The 19,426-nt window shown below is 44.3% G+C and carries 21 protein-coding genes and 1 other annotated feature; of the genes, 4 read left to right on the forward strand and 17 right to left on the reverse strand.

What is annotated here, in order from left to right:
- Positions 1 to 151 precede the first annotated feature (151 nt).
- Positions 152 to 405: a binding site (T-box leader), on the forward strand.
- A 59-nt stretch (positions 406 to 464) separates the two neighbouring features.
- A complete protein-coding gene (locus ACQKD4_RS06660) occupies positions 465 to 1,697 on the forward strand; it encodes an MFS transporter (RefSeq protein ID WP_427372837.1) in 1,233 nt (410 codons plus the stop codon).
- 1 nt (position 1,698) lies between these two features.
- Here ACQKD4_RS06660 and ACQKD4_RS06665 read toward each other — a convergent pair whose 3' ends face one another.
- A complete protein-coding gene (locus ACQKD4_RS06665; protein ID WP_427372838.1) occupies positions 1,699 to 2,616 on the reverse strand; it encodes an alpha/beta hydrolase in 918 nt (305 codons plus the stop codon).
- A complete protein-coding gene (locus ACQKD4_RS06670; RefSeq protein WP_427372839.1) occupies positions 2,613 to 2,999 on the reverse strand; it encodes an NUDIX hydrolase in 387 nt (128 codons plus the stop codon). Before ACQKD4_RS06670 ends, ACQKD4_RS06665 begins: the two co-directional genes overlap by 4 nt.
- A gap of 91 nt (positions 3,000 to 3,090) precedes the next feature.
- On the opposite strand from ACQKD4_RS06670, the gene ACQKD4_RS06675 reads away from it, so the two are divergent.
- On the forward strand, positions 3,091 to 3,792 hold the full coding sequence (locus ACQKD4_RS06675; protein WP_427372840.1) for a CPBP family intramembrane glutamic endopeptidase: 702 nt from the start codon (positions 3,091 to 3,093) through the stop codon (positions 3,790 to 3,792).
- A gap of 5 nt (positions 3,793 to 3,797) precedes the next feature.
- Here ACQKD4_RS06675 and ACQKD4_RS06680 read toward each other — a convergent pair whose 3' ends face one another.
- Genes ACQKD4_RS06680 through ACQKD4_RS06690 form a run of 3 tightly spaced genes read right to left on the reverse strand, consistent with a single transcriptional unit; the run spans position 3,798 to position 6,056 of the window.
- Positions 3,798 to 4,532, reverse strand: coding sequence for a MerR family transcriptional regulator (locus ACQKD4_RS06680; RefSeq protein WP_427372841.1), 735 nt, complete (start codon positions 4,530 to 4,532; stop codon positions 3,798 to 3,800).
- A 23-nt stretch (positions 4,533 to 4,555) separates the two neighbouring features.
- A complete protein-coding gene (locus ACQKD4_RS06685; RefSeq protein ID WP_427372842.1) occupies positions 4,556 to 5,533 on the reverse strand; it encodes a serine hydrolase domain-containing protein in 978 nt (325 codons plus the stop codon).
- Positions 5,508 to 6,056 (reverse strand): hypothetical protein, encoded by a 549-nt coding sequence (locus ACQKD4_RS06690; RefSeq protein ID WP_427372843.1) that lies wholly within the window; start codon positions 6,054 to 6,056, stop codon positions 5,508 to 5,510. Before ACQKD4_RS06690 ends, ACQKD4_RS06685 begins: the two co-directional genes overlap by 26 nt.
- 218 nt (positions 6,057 to 6,274) lie before the next feature.
- Here ACQKD4_RS06690 and ACQKD4_RS06695 point away from each other — a divergent pair, with 218 nt between their 5' ends.
- Positions 6,275 to 7,090 (forward strand): GGDEF domain-containing protein, encoded by an 816-nt coding sequence (locus tag ACQKD4_RS06695; RefSeq protein WP_339963019.1) that lies wholly within the window; start codon positions 6,275 to 6,277, stop codon positions 7,088 to 7,090.
- Between the two features lie 14 nt (positions 7,091 to 7,104).
- Here the strand turns inward: ACQKD4_RS06695 and ACQKD4_RS06700 are convergent, their stop codons facing one another.
- The 6 genes from ACQKD4_RS06700 to ACQKD4_RS06725 all read right to left on the reverse strand — a co-directional run bounded on the left by ACQKD4_RS06700 (position 7,105) and on the right by ACQKD4_RS06725 (position 12,198).
- Complete coding sequence (locus ACQKD4_RS06700) at positions 7,105 to 7,794, reverse strand: VOC family protein (RefSeq protein WP_427372844.1); 690 nt, start codon at positions 7,792 to 7,794, stop codon at positions 7,105 to 7,107.
- A gap of 125 nt (positions 7,795 to 7,919) precedes the next feature.
- Positions 7,920 to 8,447, reverse strand: a complete 528-nt coding sequence (locus ACQKD4_RS06705; protein WP_427372845.1) for a DUF2199 domain-containing protein — start codon at positions 8,445 to 8,447, stop codon at positions 7,920 to 7,922.
- Positions 8,448 to 8,520: 73 nt separating this feature from the next.
- Positions 8,521 to 9,159, reverse strand: coding sequence for a hypothetical protein (locus tag ACQKD4_RS06710; RefSeq protein ID WP_427372846.1), 639 nt, complete (start codon positions 9,157 to 9,159; stop codon positions 8,521 to 8,523).
- 124 nt (positions 9,160 to 9,283) lie between these two features.
- A complete protein-coding gene (locus ACQKD4_RS06715; protein ID WP_427372847.1) occupies positions 9,284 to 10,195 on the reverse strand; it encodes an NAD(P)-dependent alcohol dehydrogenase in 912 nt (303 codons plus the stop codon).
- Positions 10,196 to 10,294: 99 nt separating this feature from the next.
- Positions 10,295 to 11,338, reverse strand: a complete 1,044-nt coding sequence (locus tag ACQKD4_RS06720; protein WP_427372848.1) for an ABC transporter permease — start codon at positions 11,336 to 11,338, stop codon at positions 10,295 to 10,297.
- Positions 11,338 to 12,198 (reverse strand): ABC transporter permease subunit, encoded by an 861-nt coding sequence (locus tag ACQKD4_RS06725; protein ID WP_427372849.1) that lies wholly within the window; start codon positions 12,196 to 12,198, stop codon positions 11,338 to 11,340. Before ACQKD4_RS06725 ends, ACQKD4_RS06720 begins: the two co-directional genes overlap by 1 nt.
- Before the next feature lie 207 nt (positions 12,199 to 12,405).
- On the opposite strand from ACQKD4_RS06725, the gene ACQKD4_RS06730 reads away from it, so the two are divergent.
- On the forward strand, positions 12,406 to 12,732 hold the full coding sequence (locus ACQKD4_RS06730; protein ID WP_427372850.1) for a hypothetical protein: 327 nt from the start codon (positions 12,406 to 12,408) through the stop codon (positions 12,730 to 12,732).
- A 105-nt stretch (positions 12,733 to 12,837) separates the two neighbouring features.
- Here the strand turns inward: ACQKD4_RS06730 and ACQKD4_RS06735 are convergent, their stop codons facing one another.
- The 6 genes from ACQKD4_RS06735 to ACQKD4_RS06760 all read right to left on the reverse strand — a co-directional run bounded on the left by ACQKD4_RS06735 (position 12,838) and on the right by ACQKD4_RS06760 (position 19,404).
- Entirely contained in the window at positions 12,838 to 16,083 is a 3,246-nt protein-coding gene (locus tag ACQKD4_RS06735) for an FtsX-like permease family protein (protein ID WP_427372851.1), read from the reverse strand.
- On the reverse strand, positions 16,076 to 16,774 hold the full coding sequence (locus ACQKD4_RS06740) for an ABC transporter ATP-binding protein (RefSeq protein ID WP_427372852.1): 699 nt from the start codon (positions 16,772 to 16,774) through the stop codon (positions 16,076 to 16,078). Before ACQKD4_RS06740 ends, ACQKD4_RS06735 begins: the two co-directional genes overlap by 8 nt.
- A 166-nt stretch (positions 16,775 to 16,940) precedes the next feature.
- The gene (locus ACQKD4_RS06745; RefSeq protein ID WP_427372853.1) at positions 16,941 to 17,357 is read right to left on the reverse strand and encodes a hypothetical protein; all 417 of its coding nucleotides are present in this window, start codon (positions 17,355 to 17,357) and stop codon (positions 16,941 to 16,943) included.
- 53 nt (positions 17,358 to 17,410) lie between these two features.
- Entirely contained in the window at positions 17,411 to 18,271 is an 861-nt protein-coding gene (locus tag ACQKD4_RS06750) for an aldo/keto reductase (RefSeq protein ID WP_427372854.1), read from the reverse strand.
- A complete protein-coding gene (locus tag ACQKD4_RS06755; RefSeq protein ID WP_427372855.1) occupies positions 18,264 to 18,668 on the reverse strand; it encodes a MerR family transcriptional regulator in 405 nt (134 codons plus the stop codon). The genes ACQKD4_RS06750 and ACQKD4_RS06755 overlap by 8 nt, the downstream gene beginning before the upstream one ends.
- Position 18,669: 1 nt before the next feature.
- On the reverse strand, positions 18,670 to 19,404 hold the full coding sequence (locus ACQKD4_RS06760) for a carboxymuconolactone decarboxylase family protein (protein ID WP_427372856.1): 735 nt from the start codon (positions 19,402 to 19,404) through the stop codon (positions 18,670 to 18,672).
- Positions 19,405 to 19,426 lie beyond the last annotated feature (22 nt).

Here is a 19,426-nt window from a genome sequence, read left to right on the forward strand (position 1 = left end):
CCGGGGTGCAACCTACCCATTCCGTGAAATGCTTGTTCAGTTGAGCAGAACTGTTGAACCCGACTTCTTGACTGATTGCGATTAGAGTTAGATTCAATAAAATGTTGTTTCCAATATTTTCACAATATGCTATCCTTACCAAAATGATCTGACAAACGCGATGAAGAGAACAGTACATCAATGAATCTTTCGAAGAGAGCTCCGCCCGGTGAAAAGGAGTAAAGAACGTTGGTCGAAACAAGCCTCTGAGCAGCGCCATGGAACTCACCCCGAGGGATATGGCGACGGGCACTCCCGTTATAGAGTTGAGGTATAGTCCGACTCCTTCGGCAGTACCGAACAAGGTTCGTACGGAGACGTGCGGATGAACAGGGGTGGCACCACGATGAGAATCTCGTCCCCAGGAATTCGTTCTTGGGGGTGGGATTTTTTTTGCGTTCCGAAAATTATAAAAAATAGAAGGAGTGATTTACTTGAACTCGTTTCGAAAAACCTCTGCGCTGCTACTCGTCAGTGTCGGAATCTCAAACCTCGGTGCCTGGGTATACTTTATCGCACTCAACTTGATTGTACTTGAGATGACGGGATCCCCATTCGCCGTCTCGATTCTCTATGTATTAGTCCCGCTCGCATCGCTCATCTCGAATCTTTGGTCAGGTAGCCTGATTGACCGAGTCGATACGAGGCGACTAATGATGATATTGGATGCTTTACGCGCGTTCCTCGTATTCAGCTTAGGCTGGATTGATTCACTTTGGCTCATCTACGTAATTGTCTTTCTCCTCAATGTAATGAGCTCGTTTTTCGAATCATCGAGTCTGGTCTACATGACGCAACTCGTACCTGCCTCGAATCGACAAAAGTTCAATGCGATGAAGAACTTTGTGCAGTCATCCGGGTTTATTTTAGGTCCAACAATTGCCGGACTACTCTTCCTAGTCGGGAGTCCAACAACTGCAATTTTCGTGAACGCGTTCGCACTCGTTCTCTCGGTCGGAATGTTGTCGCACCTTCCGTCTCATCTTCGAACGAATGCATCTATTGAATCCTTCTCCGTCCGATTAATTATCGAAGATTGGAAAGTCGTCGTACGATTCGCTTCGAATGCCAGATATGTGACGATCATCTATGGATTGTTCTGTGTCATGACCATCTTCATGTCTGGGCTCGATTCGTTGGAGGCGTCATTCGCGACCCAAGTCCTTCACTTGTCTGAAAGCCGATATGGGTTTCTCGTCAGTATCGCTGGGATTGGAATTATCGTTGGGTCACTCATCAATTCAAGATGGAGTCACCGTTTATCCTTATCGTTTTGTATCGGCTTCGGGGCAATCATGACACCAGTCGGCTATCTCCTATTCGCAGGTTCTTCTTCGTTCACGATGGCTTCCATCGGATTTTTTATTCTGACGTTCGCGCTTGCGTTCGCCAATACCGGATTTTTGTCATTCTATCAACACCATGTTCCTGTGGAAATCATGGGCCGATTCTCTGGTGTCATCAATGTGGCAGAGTCGCTACTTGTCATCCTGCTCACATTCGGGATTGGACTCCTTGCCGAAATGATCGGGATTCGCCCAGTCTATCTCGCATTCTCGATTGTCTTCTTCCTCGTTGGTTGTTACACCATATATGTCATTCGCGACCGCTCGAAAAGGGAGTATTTCATACACAATCAAATTGAAGAAGCGTCATAAGTCATGAGCCGGTCGTTTTTATGCGACCGGCTTGTTCGATTCGATGAATCGCTTCGATGATTGTGTCTGGTCGTTGTAAATGAATTTGGTGTCCTGCCTTTTCTGCGATGATGAGTTCCGATTGATTCGATAATTTCAATTGTTGATGGATGAGTTCATGCCATGTTTCCTCTAATAAGCGTACTTCTGACTCAGGCGCCCCTCCATTTATTCCTTCCTGAATCATCGCTTCACGGTCTCGACAGATGACAATTAATGGAATCGCTGAAAATATTCCCATTTGTTTGATAATTGCAGCGTCATCACGCCAAAACGATTCTTCTTCCAACATCGTTTTGTATAGCGTTGGTGATTGATAAAAGTTTCTGAGACGGTCAATTGCATCTGATGACAGGTTTTTCTGTTCGTTTGACAAATCAGGCTGATGAACTTTCTTTAGTTTTTCTTTTGAAAGGATCGCATAGGAATGACACATCGTTCTCCAATCTTTATCTGAATATTGACGATCCATTTCAGGCGTCTCTAACTTATCTAATAAAGTAAGATCATGGGAAGTAGAATCGACGAGTACAACCCCGCTTACTTTATTCGGAAAAACTTTGGTCATGTGTTGTGCACACAAACCTCCGTACGAATGACCGACTAATATGATCGGTTGATGTAGCTGAAGGGCATCCAACAATTCAACACATTCCAAAAAGTGTGATGCTGTTCGACTCGAACGATTGTTCATCTCACTCTCACCATAACCGGAACGATGATAAAGCAATATTTGATAAGACTCGCTTAATTGTTCAGAAAGAGAAACCCACTCTTCAAATGAACCTCCTATACCTGTCATGACCACAATGAGTTGTTCTCCGGAACCGAATAACCGGTATTCTATGTCATACCCATTTACTTTAATCAGATCATTCATACACTCCACCGTTTAATCAGTTCAAGATCTTCTGGAAATGCATGAACTAAATGCTCTATTTCATGAATTGACCACCATTTGACTTCATCGATGTCCGAGTCGATTATGGCATTCGCCACTCGCTCGTCACACGTTGCCAAGAAATAATGCGTCTCGACTTGATAGGTTGAAATGATGGCTCGTTTGATATGTAATAGTCGATTCACAGAAATGCGATAGCCCGTTTCTTCGAACACTTCACGCAGGCAACACTGTTCAGGAGTTTCTCCTTCTTCTAAACCACCTGATGGCAAACTCCATTTTTGTACGTCACGATTCTTTACGAACAGAACTTTCTTTTCGTCGTTGATGCATAAAGCAGCTGATCCAATCCACTGTTTCATAGTCTTATTACTCCTTTTTTATTTTTCTGCTTGCAGGTGACGTTACGTCACCCGATATGATGGGGCTACAACGACATGAGGAGGAAACACGATGTTCAGTCTAATGCAAAAGAAAACAACTCCCATTTGGACATGGAATCAGTTCGCAATCACAATGATTCTTCTATTCGGAGTGACGCCCCTACTCATCGAAAAACACTTACACAACTTTTTAGAGCAATCATGGGGAAACACCCTCTATTCAGGAACAAGTATTGGCTTGGCGTTAGCCGTAGTGTTTATGACTGTCCTCTATTTCGTCGCAATACGACCACGGGCCATATCCCTCGAAACGTTAGGGCTTCGTCGTATTTCATGTAAAGATTCGAAGATAATCCTTCTATGGACGATGGTATTAATTGTAATTAGTCTCATCATTGTTGTAATCCAAACCTATTTCGGCATCGGTACATCGAACATAAAAACAGAGAGTTTACAAAGTGACTTGTCGCTTATCTCCATACTGATTGCGTTCGGATCGGCGGCCATCGTTTCACCAATCTATGAAGAAATCTTTTATCGCGGGTTTTTATACCGCTTCTTTGAGCAACGATTTGGGGTTTGGATTGGGATGATCGTAAGTGCTGGAATTTTTACTCTCGCTCATTTACCGACAACAAACACATTACTCGTCAATTTTGTATCTGGGCTTGTGTTCGCCTGGGTTTATGAACGAACAAACTCCATTTATTCCAGCATGGTCATCCATGGTACCTTTAATGGGCTGGCCGTTCTATTGACTGCATTGGCATGAATGAATCAGTCTGCTATCTCTTGATATAGTGAATCAATATAGGCAAGAATCGATGCATTGATTGGATACAGTCCTAATTCATTCGATGCATCAGTTGATTTTCGAATCTTCCAAAATGATTCAATCAATTGCTGATCTTCTCCAAATGTCTCGTCTGTTAACCACGTCAAATCTTCTTTAAGAATTTGGGCTTCTTTTGAGGAAGGGGAGACCCCACGTTCGATTAGAATTTCGGTTCTCCGAATCAAGTTGATCCACTTTTTCGTATCATGCTCACCGTCTTCTAATTTAGGTAAAGTTGCTTTCAATGAGTCAGACTCTTCTTCCGAAAAATAGTCCGTCCATTTTTTCCGGTCATTTGATTTCGCTTGAATATGTTGTAGTTTCGTCCAATCGATTTTTTCATTTTCGAGCTTCATGGATTGAAGGAGTGTCATCGTATGATTCTGCGCCTGTTGCAATTCTTCTATCTTTCCTTTTAAAGAGAAGAGATGTGCCGACAAAATGGCTGTCAACGATTCCTCATCTAGGATTCTCCGAATTTCTTCAAGCGGAACGGCCATTGATTTTAGGAGCATGATTTTTTGAAGTCGAAACATTTCGTGGTCGCTATAAAATCGTTTCTGTACATCGTTTGTATACGATGGGGTAACCAAGTTGATTTGGTCATAGTATCGCAGCGTACGCACCGACACGTTCAATTTTTTCGCGACATCTCCAGTTGAATAGTGTCTAGCCAACGTTTATACCTCCTCACGTTATGTTATGTGTATGCACGTAGCACCTGTCCAATCATCCCTTCAAACTGATGAATTCCTTCATTCCGATTTGACAAACAGATCAAACATATTGGAGAGTTTTTCTCCATTACGAGTATGCTTTGAAACCCAATACCCCAACCGAACGAGAATCCTTTACTCGGTTCATTCGGATTTAGAAATAGACCATGTCCTACTTCAGCATTCATAGAAGAGGTTGTGAACAGGATCCTTCTTGACTCAGTATTCAAGAACCCTTTTGTCGTAATCGCGTTGACGAGCGTCGCTAAATCCGAAGTCGTCGTCCATAGACCGCTCGCTGCGGGATACGGGTAAAAACAAGTATATGCAGAAACGATTGATTCATCTGGCTCAATCCCATTAACGCCAAACTTCTCCACTATCTCCAAGTCATACGAACTCGTTTTCATATCGAGTGGTGTAAAGATGAAATCAGACATAATCTTTTCGAATGTAGATGACATACATTCCTCTATCGCATATTGAAGTAAACAGTAACCTGCATCTGAATAATGGAACTTACCTATTTCCTGTGACTGGACAAACACAGGAAGTTCATAATATGGTGTCGTGCCCGATAGGATTTCTTTCATTGACGGAAAGCTTGTACGTTGAACCGTTGTTCCAAACTGATTCGGTAAATCGACCAGACCCCCTTGATGTTGGATGAGTTGACGGACTGTGACCTGGGAACGCATACCATTTTGATCATTCAACGAAAAAGAGGCAAAATAGTCGTTGATTGGAGAGTCTAGACTCAGCTTCCGGTTTTCAACTAGCTTAAGAATAAGAATAGTCGTTACAAGTTTACTGATGGAACAGGCGGCAAACATTCTGCCCTCAGGAGAAGCATCTCCCATTCGATATACAGACATTTCTTCACTCTCATTAACAAATACCATATCTATTTGAGAGACATGATGTTTCTTCATCAATTCACTCATTCTTTCTTTCGTGAGCATCCGATTCCTCCTTATTTATACCAATACACTGATAATCAAATTGTTGGTGCAAAGCGGTTAGTATACCCTTCACAATCTCTTCGTGTGTCAGCCAACGCCAAGTTTCATGCTCATAGATTGCGCCAAGTTGGACTTGTCGGTACGTTTGTTGTTCGTTTATGTATAAAGACCGTTTTTCCTGTTCGGAGTTCGCCTGACTCCCTAAAATATGTAGAACATCTGCATGTGAGGAATGATTCAAGATGATTTGCATCGCCTTCCCGGAGTCCCGGTGTACCCATGCGATGATTTGTTTGAATGGTCCGTACCGCTTGATCGATTCTTGTAGCCCTTTTGATAAATCCTGTTCGCTACGATAATCAAGTAGTAGTGAATGACACGTTTCAGGGTTTCGTCGAACGACTTTTGCCATTCTTTCCGGGTCTCGCCCGATGACAGTGACAAGATGTTCGCTTGCTAAACAAGATGTGACTTCAGCTAACATTCCGGTACCACCGACAATTAAAATATGTTTTTGATTCATGTCATCACCTCATTTCCATTATACACCAATCAATGAACTCTCTTTCGGTAAAGAAGTGTTCTGAAACATTGGCGTATTTTCAAAAATATCCCGTTATTCAATTAAAGAATCACTTATAATGAATCAAGTGTACGAATCAGTTTGAATGATCACTATTTCGGAAAATGGATAATAGTGTTACTATTGCAATTTATTTCTTTTAGGAAGGAGGAGATGAGATGCGACATTGGTCTGCCATGTCACTTCAACTGATTGCGCTCATCGTTGGCTCATTGATTGTAAGTACTCTATTGTCTTCTGTTCTGATGATGAACAATCTACCGGTCTGGTGGATGATCTGTATCCCTGTCCTCTATCTTTCAACGCTACTCATACACCGAGCATCTGGAGTACTGATCTCGTTAGGGTTCGGCGCTTACTTTTTCATCATGATGTCTGGAACTACAATTCCCTTAAATATTCAACTACTGATTCTTCTGTTGTTTGCGATGTTAACGATTCTAGCTTACTTGCTTCAAGTCGGTTTATTTCGCTCACAATTTGCATTGAGTGTCGCAGAAGCGAGAGTCAGTCAATTAATTGCCGTCGATCCTGAGACCGGGTTTGATAATCGTAATCGATTCTTCATGGACCTTGAAGCAGAGCGGGATCGATTGATTCGAAATAGTGGAACGTTCGTCGTCACATTCGTCACATTACCGCTCCTCAACGATTTCGAAAAACGTTATGGACGATCCGAATATGAATGGTTTTTAGATTATTTCAGTGACGAATTACATGAAGCGACACGACGGACCGATAAAAAATATCGGGTTGCCTCCGATACCTTTGCCATCCTTTTTCCTCAAACCTCACTCGAAAATGCACAAATCGTTCATGAACGCATCAAACCACTGTTACAAGGATACTCTCGTCTAGATGGCGAACCACTTACTATTGATTGTTTAGATAAATCATTTGAAGTGACCTTAGAGAATTCATTTATGAGTTTGGATGAGATTCGGATGTACTTGAGTGAAGACGAAAAAAAATGAGTTCAGGAATGAACTCATTTTTTATTCATATGGATGCTCAGTTCATGATTCTCATCGATTTCAATGACATATTGTCGATTGATGGTCATTTGAATAGGACTCGGAATCGACAGCTTTGGTGAAAACAGCCACACACGACCTGGAGGCACCAACAATATGTATGTATCGCTGTTCGGTGCGCCTAAAAAATTGAGGTGATGCTCATCAATCGGGTTGCCGTCTCGGCGGTGAATCTCGATATTCGCAAGTTCCTGTGCGACATGTATCGGGTCTACTGCAGTCAAGCTCATCTCGCCGATTCCAAGAAAATCAACAGTAGAAAATACCTCTGCATCACTTTCCCGGTTAATCGAGTGTCGAGCAATCAATTCGACGACATTCTCGTCCGCATCGTAAAAATAAAGTGACGAGGCATCAATCCCTTCAAAATAAATCTCATCCTCCTCATCTTCACTCAAAAGTGGAACACGTGATTTAATCCATTCTTTCGCTTCTTTGAATCGATTGGACGGGATATTAATGGCGAAATGATACTGTCGCTCTCGAACGGTCGCTGCCTCTTGAAACACCAGCGCATCTTCACCTAGATTGATTCGAAAACTCGTCGAGTCTTCTTCAATGACTGATAATCCAAGTTTTTCCGTATAAAAACGTTTCATTTCGTCAAGCCGGTTCGTGTAAAGCATCGTTTCTGTGATTCTCATGAAATCTTCCCTCACATTCCTCATCACTATTCTTCATCCCTTTACTTGGTCATTCGTTTGTATTTTTTATATGCTGCCGAACTCATATCCATGCCTAACAGCTCGTTACAAATGGCCTGACTCCTTTATTCATCACCTTCAACGAGTCGGAAAATGTCATCGACCCTCGACCTCGTAATGCCATTGCGCTGTTCGATGGCAAGAGGATGATTCGTCGGTTCGAGTTCAATCAACGGACGTAATCCGACTCCACGCATATGGACGTTTGTCTTCAGATTGATTGTATCTGGGTAAATCGGCAATTCCGTCGATAACCAGCCGAACATCGGGTCAAGGTCAACACGAGCGGGTTCATCCCATGAATCGATGACTTTGAAAAAATTATCCGCACTGAGTGACACCCAGACGTTCCAGATGAAGGGGTCTTCTTCCCCAATGATCGGAATTTCTAGGCATCCATAAATGAAAAAGTGAGCTTCATCGAGGACGCATACATCATCTGTCAATACGACACGTTTTTTCATCTCACGTGTTGTCAATCCGTTTAGAACTGTTGGCATTATTGATCCAAAACCAACTTCACTTTCTGTACTCCTGCCACATTTTGAGCAAGTACAATTTTTGTTGTGTTTTCGTTTGAATGGGTATCTCATACATTCTCTCTTTCTATTTTTAAGTTAAAATACGGTATGTGAAATAACAAAATACAAATAATATTATAATAGGTCAGACAATCATTGTACCTTTTGAAACAGTATCTAACACTCTCGTCCTCGTATCATTTTTCGATAGAAACACTTCTTCACCCTTTTCATCATAACAATACGCGATTGGTATCGATACACCACAATTTCGATACGACCCATCCGCGTGACTCGTTCCGATAATCATCGCTTTACGTTCCATCGCAATCTTTCTCGCTTCTTCGGACCACTCCATGAATTGTTCTTCACTAAACATCCCGACCCCGATTGGATTGAATATGATTGATAGATGCTCATGATTCTTTAATCCCTCTACCCCCATAAAAATCTCCCTGCAAAGTAAATATCCGTATTCCTCCGCTCCGTCCTTGACACTTGATGGCATGAACAAGCGCACACTTTCAGGTGTTTTCCGTCGCGTTAACAGCGTTTCACCATTCTTATTTACAATGAGGACCCGATCTTTATTCGTATCATCCCGATAACCTAAAACAATTGCCGTCTTGAATGCACTAGCTAACTGACGGATCATATCTAATTCTGTATATGTACAATATCCCTCCGGATAGAGAATCAAGTCTACTGTCGGGTTCGTTTCAACCTCTAGCTTTAGTTGCTCGAGATTTCGTTCCATCTTTGGTTGTCCAATTAATACATTCATCATTAGTCCCCCGCTCCATTGACTACGTCTAGTATTCATATGTATGTGAGATGATCGTATGCACCTCACCATAAAGCACGAATTCAATCCTTCTTCATCATACCATCGATCATCTGACTTATTCCTATTTGACTGTCACAATCACATTCCCAATCTTCTTTCCTTGATCGACGTATCGGTGTGCCTCGACAATCTCATCCAGTGGATAAACTGAATCAATAACAGGTTGCAGCTCTCCTGCTTCAAACAGTTCGTTCAAGAACATCAAATCCTCTTTTCGTTCACTCGCTGGGCCCTGCCCCGCAACAGAGAGGAATGACCCGTTCCCCGAAACATGTTTTCGAGCCAATCTCTTATCAATTTTTCCAGACGCATCAAAAACCACATCATACGTACCCAATTCGCGGTCGTATCCTTCTCTCGAATAATCGACGACCACATCTGCCCCGAGTCGCTTCACGAGCTCGATGTTCCGCCCATGACAAACTGCTGTGACATGTACACCGAAATGTTTCGCAATCTGTACGGCAGTGGAGCCGACTGCACCCGAGCCACCATAAATCAAAACATTCTTCGCCCGTTCGATGTTTGCTTTCCGTAAAAAATGTAGCGAGGTCGTCCCTCCGAACGGAAGTGCCGCCGCCTCGATAAAGCTGGCATGCTCGGGCATCTGAAACACACATTTCGATTCGTTCACACAAGCAAACTCCGCATATCCGCCAAACCTCATCCCGGTGAGCGCATAGACGTTCTCCCCTACTTGAAAACTCTTTACACCGCTGCCGACCTCTACCACAACACCCGCCAACACGACACCAAGAATCGGTTGTCTTGGCGCATTAAACCCCATAACGATCCGCATCGGTAGTTTTCCGAGTGCAGGAACGTCCAGTGCGCGAAGACGTCGATCTCCTGAATGAACGGCCGATGCATGTACTTGAATCAGTAACTCATTACTTTTCGGCTTCGGTCGGTCTACGTCTTGAATGACGAACACTTCTGGTCCCCCATACCTCGTACAAATCGCAGCTTTCACGTTGATTCACTCCTTTTTTGGCTATTCATCTCATTCTGTTATACACGTTCCCGCAATCACGAGGGTTCAGTCGATTTGGCATAGAAAAACCAGATGACATCATACGATATCATCCGGTTCATTCTTAAATGATACACTCGCATTGACGAGAGAAAACGGACTGTCGAGTGACGCGGCTGCCGCTTCTGACTGTGCAATGTTAATTTCGGTCACCATCGGTTCTTGACGACGTAGCCGGAACGCCCGTTCGAGTCGACTGGTCAATAAATTAAAGATAAAAATCAGCGCTGCGAGCGCAATCGCAGGGATCAGGAATAGATGATTTGTCATCCATGTCATCGCTGTGAATTGTCCGAAATAGTATCCAAACATCGAAGACCATTCATAAATCGTAGGCATGACTCCTTCATGCAAAAGAACAGTCCCTCCAAAAAAGATTCCAAACAATGAAAGATGAATGAGCAACATGAGTGTCTGTACGAATTGTTGCATAAATACGATGACAAGCGTCGGAATCAGATGGGGCAAGAGATGAAGTTTCACGCGATGCCAGACGCTTCCACCAAGTGTCTGGGCAACAATCATAAACTCTTGTTGTAACAATTGACGAATCTCCGTGATGAGATATAGCGTGACGGCAGGTAATCCGAGAACGACTAAAACGATTAGCTCAATCTTCACCCGATCCCATAGTGGAGGCACTTGTGTCGAATCCCAAAAAATCATCGTCGAGGCGAGCATCATTAATGCGAGTAAAGATATCGGCAAAATCAAGAATCCATCGAGCAACGTTTTAAAAAAGTGATTCAATCGCGCTCCTCTAAAAGCAAGCGGTATCCCTATCAATAAGCCGATGACCATTCGTCCGAGTGCGACAATCGCACAGATACTAACGGTCCATTTAAATCCTTCCACGAGCATCTGAAATAAATCATATCCAGCATTGTCTGTCCCGAGCCATTGGTATTTCGAAGGTTCTAGTGGTGGTATTCCGATGAGTCTCCCTTCATCTGAGTAGAGCATAAGGGTTTGGTCAACGTTCCCCTCACGAAACACGGTATTTCCAACACTCATCAACAATAGACCCGTGACGATGACAAAGCAGAAGATAAAAATCGGGTCACGCATTAATACGCGTCGCATCAAATCCCTCCTTTCCATGCATTCGGAATGATCCACTCAATAAATAGGTCCAACAGAAAAATCGGGATATAAATGACGAATAGAATGACGAGTAAGATCTCCATCTGTGGATTGTAGACGGCGAATCGAAACAGTCCCTGAACGTTGAACAGATATTCGACGATGAGTAGCGTCGATAAGATAGTGATGATGTTTGAACGGAAAAAAAGGTAGAAGCGATAGATGATGTTCGGCAACAAATGGTTCCAAAACAGTCCTCTCGGTCGAATCCCTTTCGCTTGGGCAAGTTCAAGGTAAGAGATGGCTTCTTGTTCATGGATATGGATGGTCAACCATTTGATAAAGAAGAACAACGTTGTCAGTGTCAATGTGACAATCGGTAGAAATCGTATGTATTCTGCGAACCCACCAGCTACTTCGATTCGGTCAAACCCTGTTGCTCTATGTATAGAAATAGCGAGAAATTGTGAAAAGATTAACCAAAATAAATCAGGCACCATCTCGAGCGTTTGACTCGTTTGGTGCAGGACGGTGCGAACCCGTCTGCCGCTCCGATAATAGAAGAAGGCATACAGGAGACCAAGTATGGTCGACACGGCAAGCGCCGTTGTAAAAATGATGACCGACTCTTTGACGAGCGGTCCAAGTGCAGGTAATAAAGGTAAATCTGTTTGAGCGGTGACGTTGTAGTATGTAATTTCATCAAGCTTTTGGAGTTGGTCCAGCTGTTGTTGGATACCGTTCCAGTAACTCGTCAGACTAAAATCTGTTTGAACGACAATCGTCGGTAGCGCACTGATCGCAATCAAGACAAAGAATGCGATGACAAGATGTGCAGATTTTCGTGCAATATAGGCCATAGTTCTGTCTCCTTTAGATGACATATCTCAATCATAAGTGTGGAATGACTCTCGTTATTCCTTCACTTTGTAAAGGGAATAATATCCAAAGTCACGTTCTATTGATTCTAGCATATTTATTATGTGAATAGAAACAATTTTCAGAAATTAATATGGGGAATGATGTATGCTATGATGGATTTATAGAAATATTTAGGGGGTTGAAGCATGTGGATTATTTTTGGATTGGCGGCCATTGGAGCCACGCTATTGAATTTGACTGTCTTTATGATGGAAAAGGATTACAAACTACCTATGGCGATTGCGCTATCCTTGACTGCTCTCACGCTATGCGCCGAGTATAGCCTAATCAATATGTGGGTCGAAGCAGAGGACTGGGCTGCCTTAAAGGATGTGGTGCCCGGAATGTCACGCGCATTATGGTTCTTGACGATTGCGGCAATCTTTTTAAATCTTCTTCCGATCTTTTTAGAGAAAAAACGAAATAAGCTGATGGAATCAAAAAAGGAATCAGATTCAATTAAAAATAAGTAATTACATATAAAACATGTTCGAAGCTATATTTCTGGCTTCGAACATGTTTTTTTGACATTAGTTTTTTAGGCATCATATATGCTTATAATCAAATCACAACTTCCATTACTCTACATCTAAATTTATAACATACACATGCTCACCAATAAATAATTGCCCATTCACGAGCAAAGCAACCTGTTCAACATTTTTTGGGATCTCATAAGTCAATAAAGCTCTTATATCCGCCGGTGCAGTTAATTGATTTTTACCATCCCATCCATCTTTTTTAAGTATCGTTACCTTTTCCACCTCATATTTGTCACCATTGCCGTCTAGTAAAGGATAATGTTGCGGCATAAATCTAAAGATGAAGTCTTCCTGACCCGGAACATCTTTTACTTTCAATGTAAGTTCTACTGGAATCGTGAGTAAGCGTGATTTAGAATTCGAAATGTTAATTTCCTTTGGTGAATCAACCGGTTTGAAGACCTGGATTTCCTCTTTTTCTTGTTTTAAGCCATCCACTTCAAAAACTTGATATGCAGCTTCCCCTCGCTCTTGAATAGCATCTTCCAAATCAGTTTCGTCTTTAGCAGGTTGCTGTTTCTTTTGATCCTCTTTAAGGTCCGCTAATTTCTCACCCGTCGTTCCCTGAACGGCTGGTCTGCTCTTATCAGTCGTTTCCAACTCTCCGCCTTCTGGGAGTGCAAAGAAAAAGAGTAATATTACGGCTGCTCCGAGACCACCTCCGACGGTCCCCAAGACCCACTTGAAGCGTCTCTCTGTCCTCTTCGTGTTCACCTGTGTCCCACGCATTGCCTGATAAGGCATCACATTGACGGCCATCTGTGCGGGAAGAAGTGCCCCGCCGAGCCCCGTTATGATTGGGACGAGTAGAGTCGCCGTGAGGAAAAGCACCTCGATGAATGGGAGTGATCCATATACGTTCCAGACAAGGATTCCTGCAACTATCAGACCGAGCACCCCTGCCAAAAGGCCAAGCAGACCTCCCTCGAGGAGCACGAGTCCTCGAATGTTGGAAGAGCGCCATCCGGTCGCCTTCAGGATCGCAATCTCACTTCTGCGCTCGTTGATGTTCTGCCACATGACCTCCGTCGTCGTCAGGACAGCAATCAGGAGCGAAACACCCATGGCGACATAATGCATCATCCCCACTTCCAGTGCGACATACTCTCCGAGGAGCGAGGTGAACATGACTCCTTGCAGTCGGACGGAGACGAATAAGAAGAACATGAACAGACTCGTCGGCACGGCGATCGCGAGGAGCGTCAAGAGCGTGCGCTTCCACTGCGTGACGAGCTGGTTGAACGCCATCCCGATCACGCCTTCGGACCGAACGAGCCGTAGCCCGCGTGTCGTCGCACCGGAGCGCAGTGCCTCGTATGGCTTGATACGTCGAATCATCATCATTGGCACAAGCGAACCTAAAAGATAGATGGCTAAACCTGCGAATCCAATCAGGATCACACGTAATCCTGTTGTCGCCGTATCCCCCGCGAGCAAAAATGAACCTAAAATCAACCATGCGATGAGGGCAACAACACTGCCCAGTAAGCATGCCTCTAGCAAGAGGAGGCGTGAGAGTTGTCTTGGTCCCCAGCCGAGTGAAAGTAGGACCGCGAACTCTTTCTTCCGGGCGTACAACATGATCACGTTCGACGTGAACACATACAAAATCGCGACGAGAATGACACTTGCGATGACGCCACCCATGCCCATCTTCGTCTCCTCAAAGATGGTGAACGAGGATCCCAGGCGGACCCACGGCTGTTGAACCCAGCCGAGCGCTTCACCCTCTTTGAGGCCCGGCAAATACGTGAGCGCCATCTGCGGGGACGACCCGAGTGTGACGTCAGTGATGAGCCCCGTCATCTCCTCGATCTCCTTCGCGATCGCTTGGAGTTTTGCCTCGCTCTCCTCATTCAACTCGTCGACCCCGCTCACATTGACCCGGATTGCTGAAATCGGTTTCTCACCGATGATGGCGACGGCCGCCTCGAGTGTCGTCAGGACGAGAGGTGGGCGCGTCAAGAAACCACGGTCGTTATTGACCGGCAACATCTCCTTCACCGGGTTAACCGGCTCGTCATTCGCATCGATCACCCAATCAGCCTTTGCTGGAAAATACGTTTCCATCGGCAAATCGGTGAGCGGGTCGCGCGCCATGTCGAGCTTTTCTGGATTGAAAACGCCGATGTAATTCAGTTTGACTCTCGGCCAATCCTCACTTGTTTCACCATATAAAGATAAAGGGCGATACATTTGTTTGAACGGATAGATGCTATCCTCGGGCACTTCGTACGGCTGTACTTGATAGGCAAATGGCCACCGCTCATCGAACGGACTTTTGACAGTCTGATAATTTAACGACGAAGGCTTAAACGCCAGGAAATTGAAGGCTTGATCCCCATTCGAAAAATCAAGCGTGCCATCCTTTAGAAATGTATCGACAAGCTCCTTATGTACTTGTTGGGAAGAAATACGTTCGATTTGATCAAGGGTCTTTCCATCTAGCGTATCAAGATACTCTTGTCCGCCCGCATCTCGAATTTTCGAAGCAATTTCTCTCGTGTTCGTCGAATCAAATGGTAACTGAACCTCTTCTAAGTCGAACTCCATCGTTGAATCAACAAACGTTTTCGTACTCATGATGACAGGCATCTCGATAATTCCATTTTCATTTTTCGTTTGACCCGTCTGCTCAAAGTATTGACTGACGTTCTCTTTCTCAATCATCGCCTCATCTAATCCGACAAGTGCTGCCTCTGCTTCTGGATCAATGCCTGCTATCATAAAGTTCGAACCGAAACCGGCTGTAAATTTTTCACCTGGCATGGTCGGACTTAGACCATAACCAGGATCAGCATCCGTCGGTTGCCACTGTCCTAGAAAATAGGTGGAATATTCATCCGACTCGACTCTCGCACCCGTATCTGTTTTCTCCGTGAATTTGACACGGTAGACGACCGGCCGATCTAGTTTAAACTCCCCGACATCTTTGAAATAGTCATATGACCCGATCATCGCGATCGGTGCCGCGACCTCGATATCGTCAATTTGCTTAATCTGTTCATACTGTTCGAGCGTGATCCCACCCTGTAGTCCGCTCATATAGTTTGGCTCGAGGAGGTTCAACTCCTCGGTCACGCTCCGCGTGCCCGGTGGCCGAACGACGATGTGGTAAGAAGACTTCCACCGTTTCTCGAGCTCAGAGACGACGGTCCCTTTGTTCGACTCGGTCAATCCGACGAGATATGACAGCCCCGTACTGACAATCAAGACACCGACGAGGAGCAGGATGAACCGTTCCTTGTTGCGCCACCATGAATTCCAGATGAACTTAAGCATGTCCTGTCACCCTCGTATCGATCACTTCGATGACCTCACCATCCTTCATTCGAACCTGCACCTCGCCTCGCTCGGCAATACCCGAATCGTGGGTCACACAGATGACCCCGCACCCCTTCTCTCGGTTCAACTCTCGTAACAACTCAAAGATGACCTCGCCCGTCTCCGAATCAAGGTTCCCAGTCGGTTCGTCCGCGAGCAGCCATTCCGGCTCGTGGATGAGCGCGCGTGCGACCGCGACACGTTGTTGCTGTCCGCCTGACAACTGTGACGGGAGAGCATCTACCTTGTCGCTTAACCCGACCCGATTCAACAAAGCGAGTGCGCGTTCTTTCGGATCATAGTCGACTTTACGACCGAATAGCGGTGCCATCACATTCTCAACCGCGGTCAGAGTTGGGATGAGATGAAACTGTTGAAAGATAAATCCGACTTTTTCGAACCTGAAGTCAGCTAACTCTTTAGCTTTCAGTTTATTCAAGAGCTGATCACTGTAATACAGTTCACCGCTCGATGGAACGTCTAATGTTCCAAGTAAACTCAACAACGTCGACTTACCCGAACCCGAAGGACCGATGATGGATATGAAATCCCCACTTTTAAACGTCAAAGTAACATCTGATAACGCATTGGTTTCGACCCCTTCACCTGAAAACGTTCGAGTCATTTGATTACACACGAATGTACCCATTACTTCCCTCCTCATTTCATATTCATAAATTCTATATAATTCTAATATACATAAAATTTGGTATTAAGCTACTTTTTTTGTAAAAACGTTTTCTACTTCATAACCATTAACAAATAAAAAAACTTGTACCAGGTTAGTCCTAGTACAAGTCATCTCTATTCCGATCTTATTCGGTCGAAAACAATAACTCACCGTCAAGTGAGCGCAACTCATAATCGATTCCTGATTGCATCTGCTTCGTCATCGTCGCGCGACATGTAAAAACATGCCCCGGACCATATGCAACATCCGGAATTTCCTTGAAGCCGTATGTCCGATCGCCGAACCATAGCGTCACGTTCGATGAACCCTTCGATGATCGGTCAGCGACTACATAACATTCTCCCGTCTCGACGATGTAATTCGTCGTCGCACGATCGTACGTCTCCATTCCAGCCATTCCAATTACAAGAACAGAGCAAAAAATCGCGAGAAAGACTTGACCTAATTTCACACGATCGCGTGTCTTCCGCCACTCCATCCAATAGATGACAAGAGAAGCGAGACACAATAATCCAATGAACCAATAGAATACAATTTCCAACAACCCAATCACCTCACGTTACAATACGTAACAAAGGAAGCGATGGATTCACTTTATTTTAACTTGCCACCAAAGACAGGCATGACACGAGCTTCTCCGTAGTCCTTGATTTTCTCAACATGCTTTAACGTCTCCATATCTTCATCTGAGATCGTAAAATCGAGCTTCTGATTTGATCGGAGGTGTTCGTATGTCTGCGTTTTCGGAAGCGGTAAGAGACCTAACTGTAAGTCATATCGAATGCATAACTGCGCGACAGACACACCATATCGTTTCGCCATTTCAATTAAGTCTTCATTGTCGAGAACGGCACCGTGCGCAATCGGAGAATACGCTTCGACAAGAATTCCTTTGTCTTGCGCATATTGAATCAAATCAAATGGCGTGTTGCTGATATGTGCTAGCACTTGGTTGACCATCGGTTGAATCGTCCCATGTTCGAACAAGTTTTCTAAGTCAGTTTCAATAAAGTTCGAAACACCGATTGCCCGGAGTTTCCCTGTTTCATATGCATCTTCTAATGCACGCCATGCCTCTACATTCCCATCAAAGAATCGATCTTCCTCGCCAAATTCCATCCACGGTTGCGGACTATGAATGAGCATCAGATCGATATAGTCGGTACCCATTTTTTGAAGTGATTCATCAATTGCCTGTTTCGCCTCTTCGTATGTCTTAATCTCCGCTGCGAGTTTTGTTGTCAGGAATAGTTCTTCCCGCGCAATACCGCTTTCTCGAACGCCACGTCCGACCCCTTCTTCATTTTGATAAGCCTGTGCCGTATCGATATGGCGATAACCGAGATCAATCGCCTGCTTCACGACTTCAACCACTTTGTCGTTATCAATCATCCACGTCCCGAGACCTAACTTTGGAATTTTAACCCCATTCGCTAGTGTATAGTTTTCATTCATGTACGCTCTCTCCTTTTTTGCTTAGTAAATGTTCAGTTTGAAATGCAAGCATATTTTCTTCATAACCCTCTATTTTTTCATCGAGTTTCGCTAAAGTCTCTTGCATAACTCTAATCTTTTCAGCCAGTTCCTGGCGTTGGTCAATCAAAATTTCTTTTCGTGTCGAGATACTATCCGTTCCCTCTTGGAACAGTGACACGTATTCAATCAAACTTTCGACTGACACGCCCGCATCCCGCATGCATTTGATAAAGGAGACCCAGTTCAAATCAATATCGCTGTAGTCTCGATAACCACTTTCATTTCTCGAAACTGGCGGAATTAATCCGATCCGCTCATAATATCGCAATGTATCTGTCGTTAAATCGAACTGTTCAGCCGCTTGTTTAATGTTCATGTCAACCTCCTGAATCTAATCCCTCATATATCGATTCATCGACCGGTTCAAACCATTTCGCCTGTCCAAACGTAATCGCAACATGTTCAAACCATTGGTCACGTTTTGCACCATGCCAATGTTTGATTCCTTCTTTTGTCAGAATGACGTCACCTTTCGAAAGTGACTTCGCTTCTTTTCCATCTTCTTGATACCAACCTTCGCCACCAGTCACAATCAGCAACTGATAGCCATTTTCGTGAATGTGCCAATGGTTTCTTGCAGCTGGCTCAAACGTCACATTCGCCATGCTCACGCCCATTTCTTGATCAAACAGCAGTGGGTTCAAGTAGCTGTTCCCTGTAAAGAACTCCCCGTAAGGATTCGGGTCGCCTGTTTCAAACAAGGTTCCGAGCGGAGAATCTGCAGCTTCATCGTCGCTAGCGAAAATTTCCTTCGCCATCCCAAATGTGCTCCACGCCTTTGGCCAACCTACATAGAATGCGAGATGCGTGATGACTTCTGCAATTACTGTCCGAGTGATCCCGTTCTCTTTTGCACGATTCAAGTGCACACCTAGTTGTTCAAATGCTCCAGTTGCCATAAGCGCGGAAATTGTAATCAAACTGCGATCCCTAGCGGACAGATCATCCGTCCGACTCCAAATTTGACCGAAAAGCACATCATCATTCACTTTAGCGAAAGCAGGTGCGAATTGCCTGAGTTGATCGTATCCTGCCGTTACTTTCTTACTCATCTGTTTCCCTCCTTAAACTATC

Origin of the sequence: Exiguobacterium sp. NPDC077395, assembly GCF_050269125.1 — a bacterium.
Lineage (GTDB): Bacteria > Bacillota > Bacilli > Exiguobacteriales > Exiguobacteriaceae > Exiguobacterium > Exiguobacterium aestuarii_A.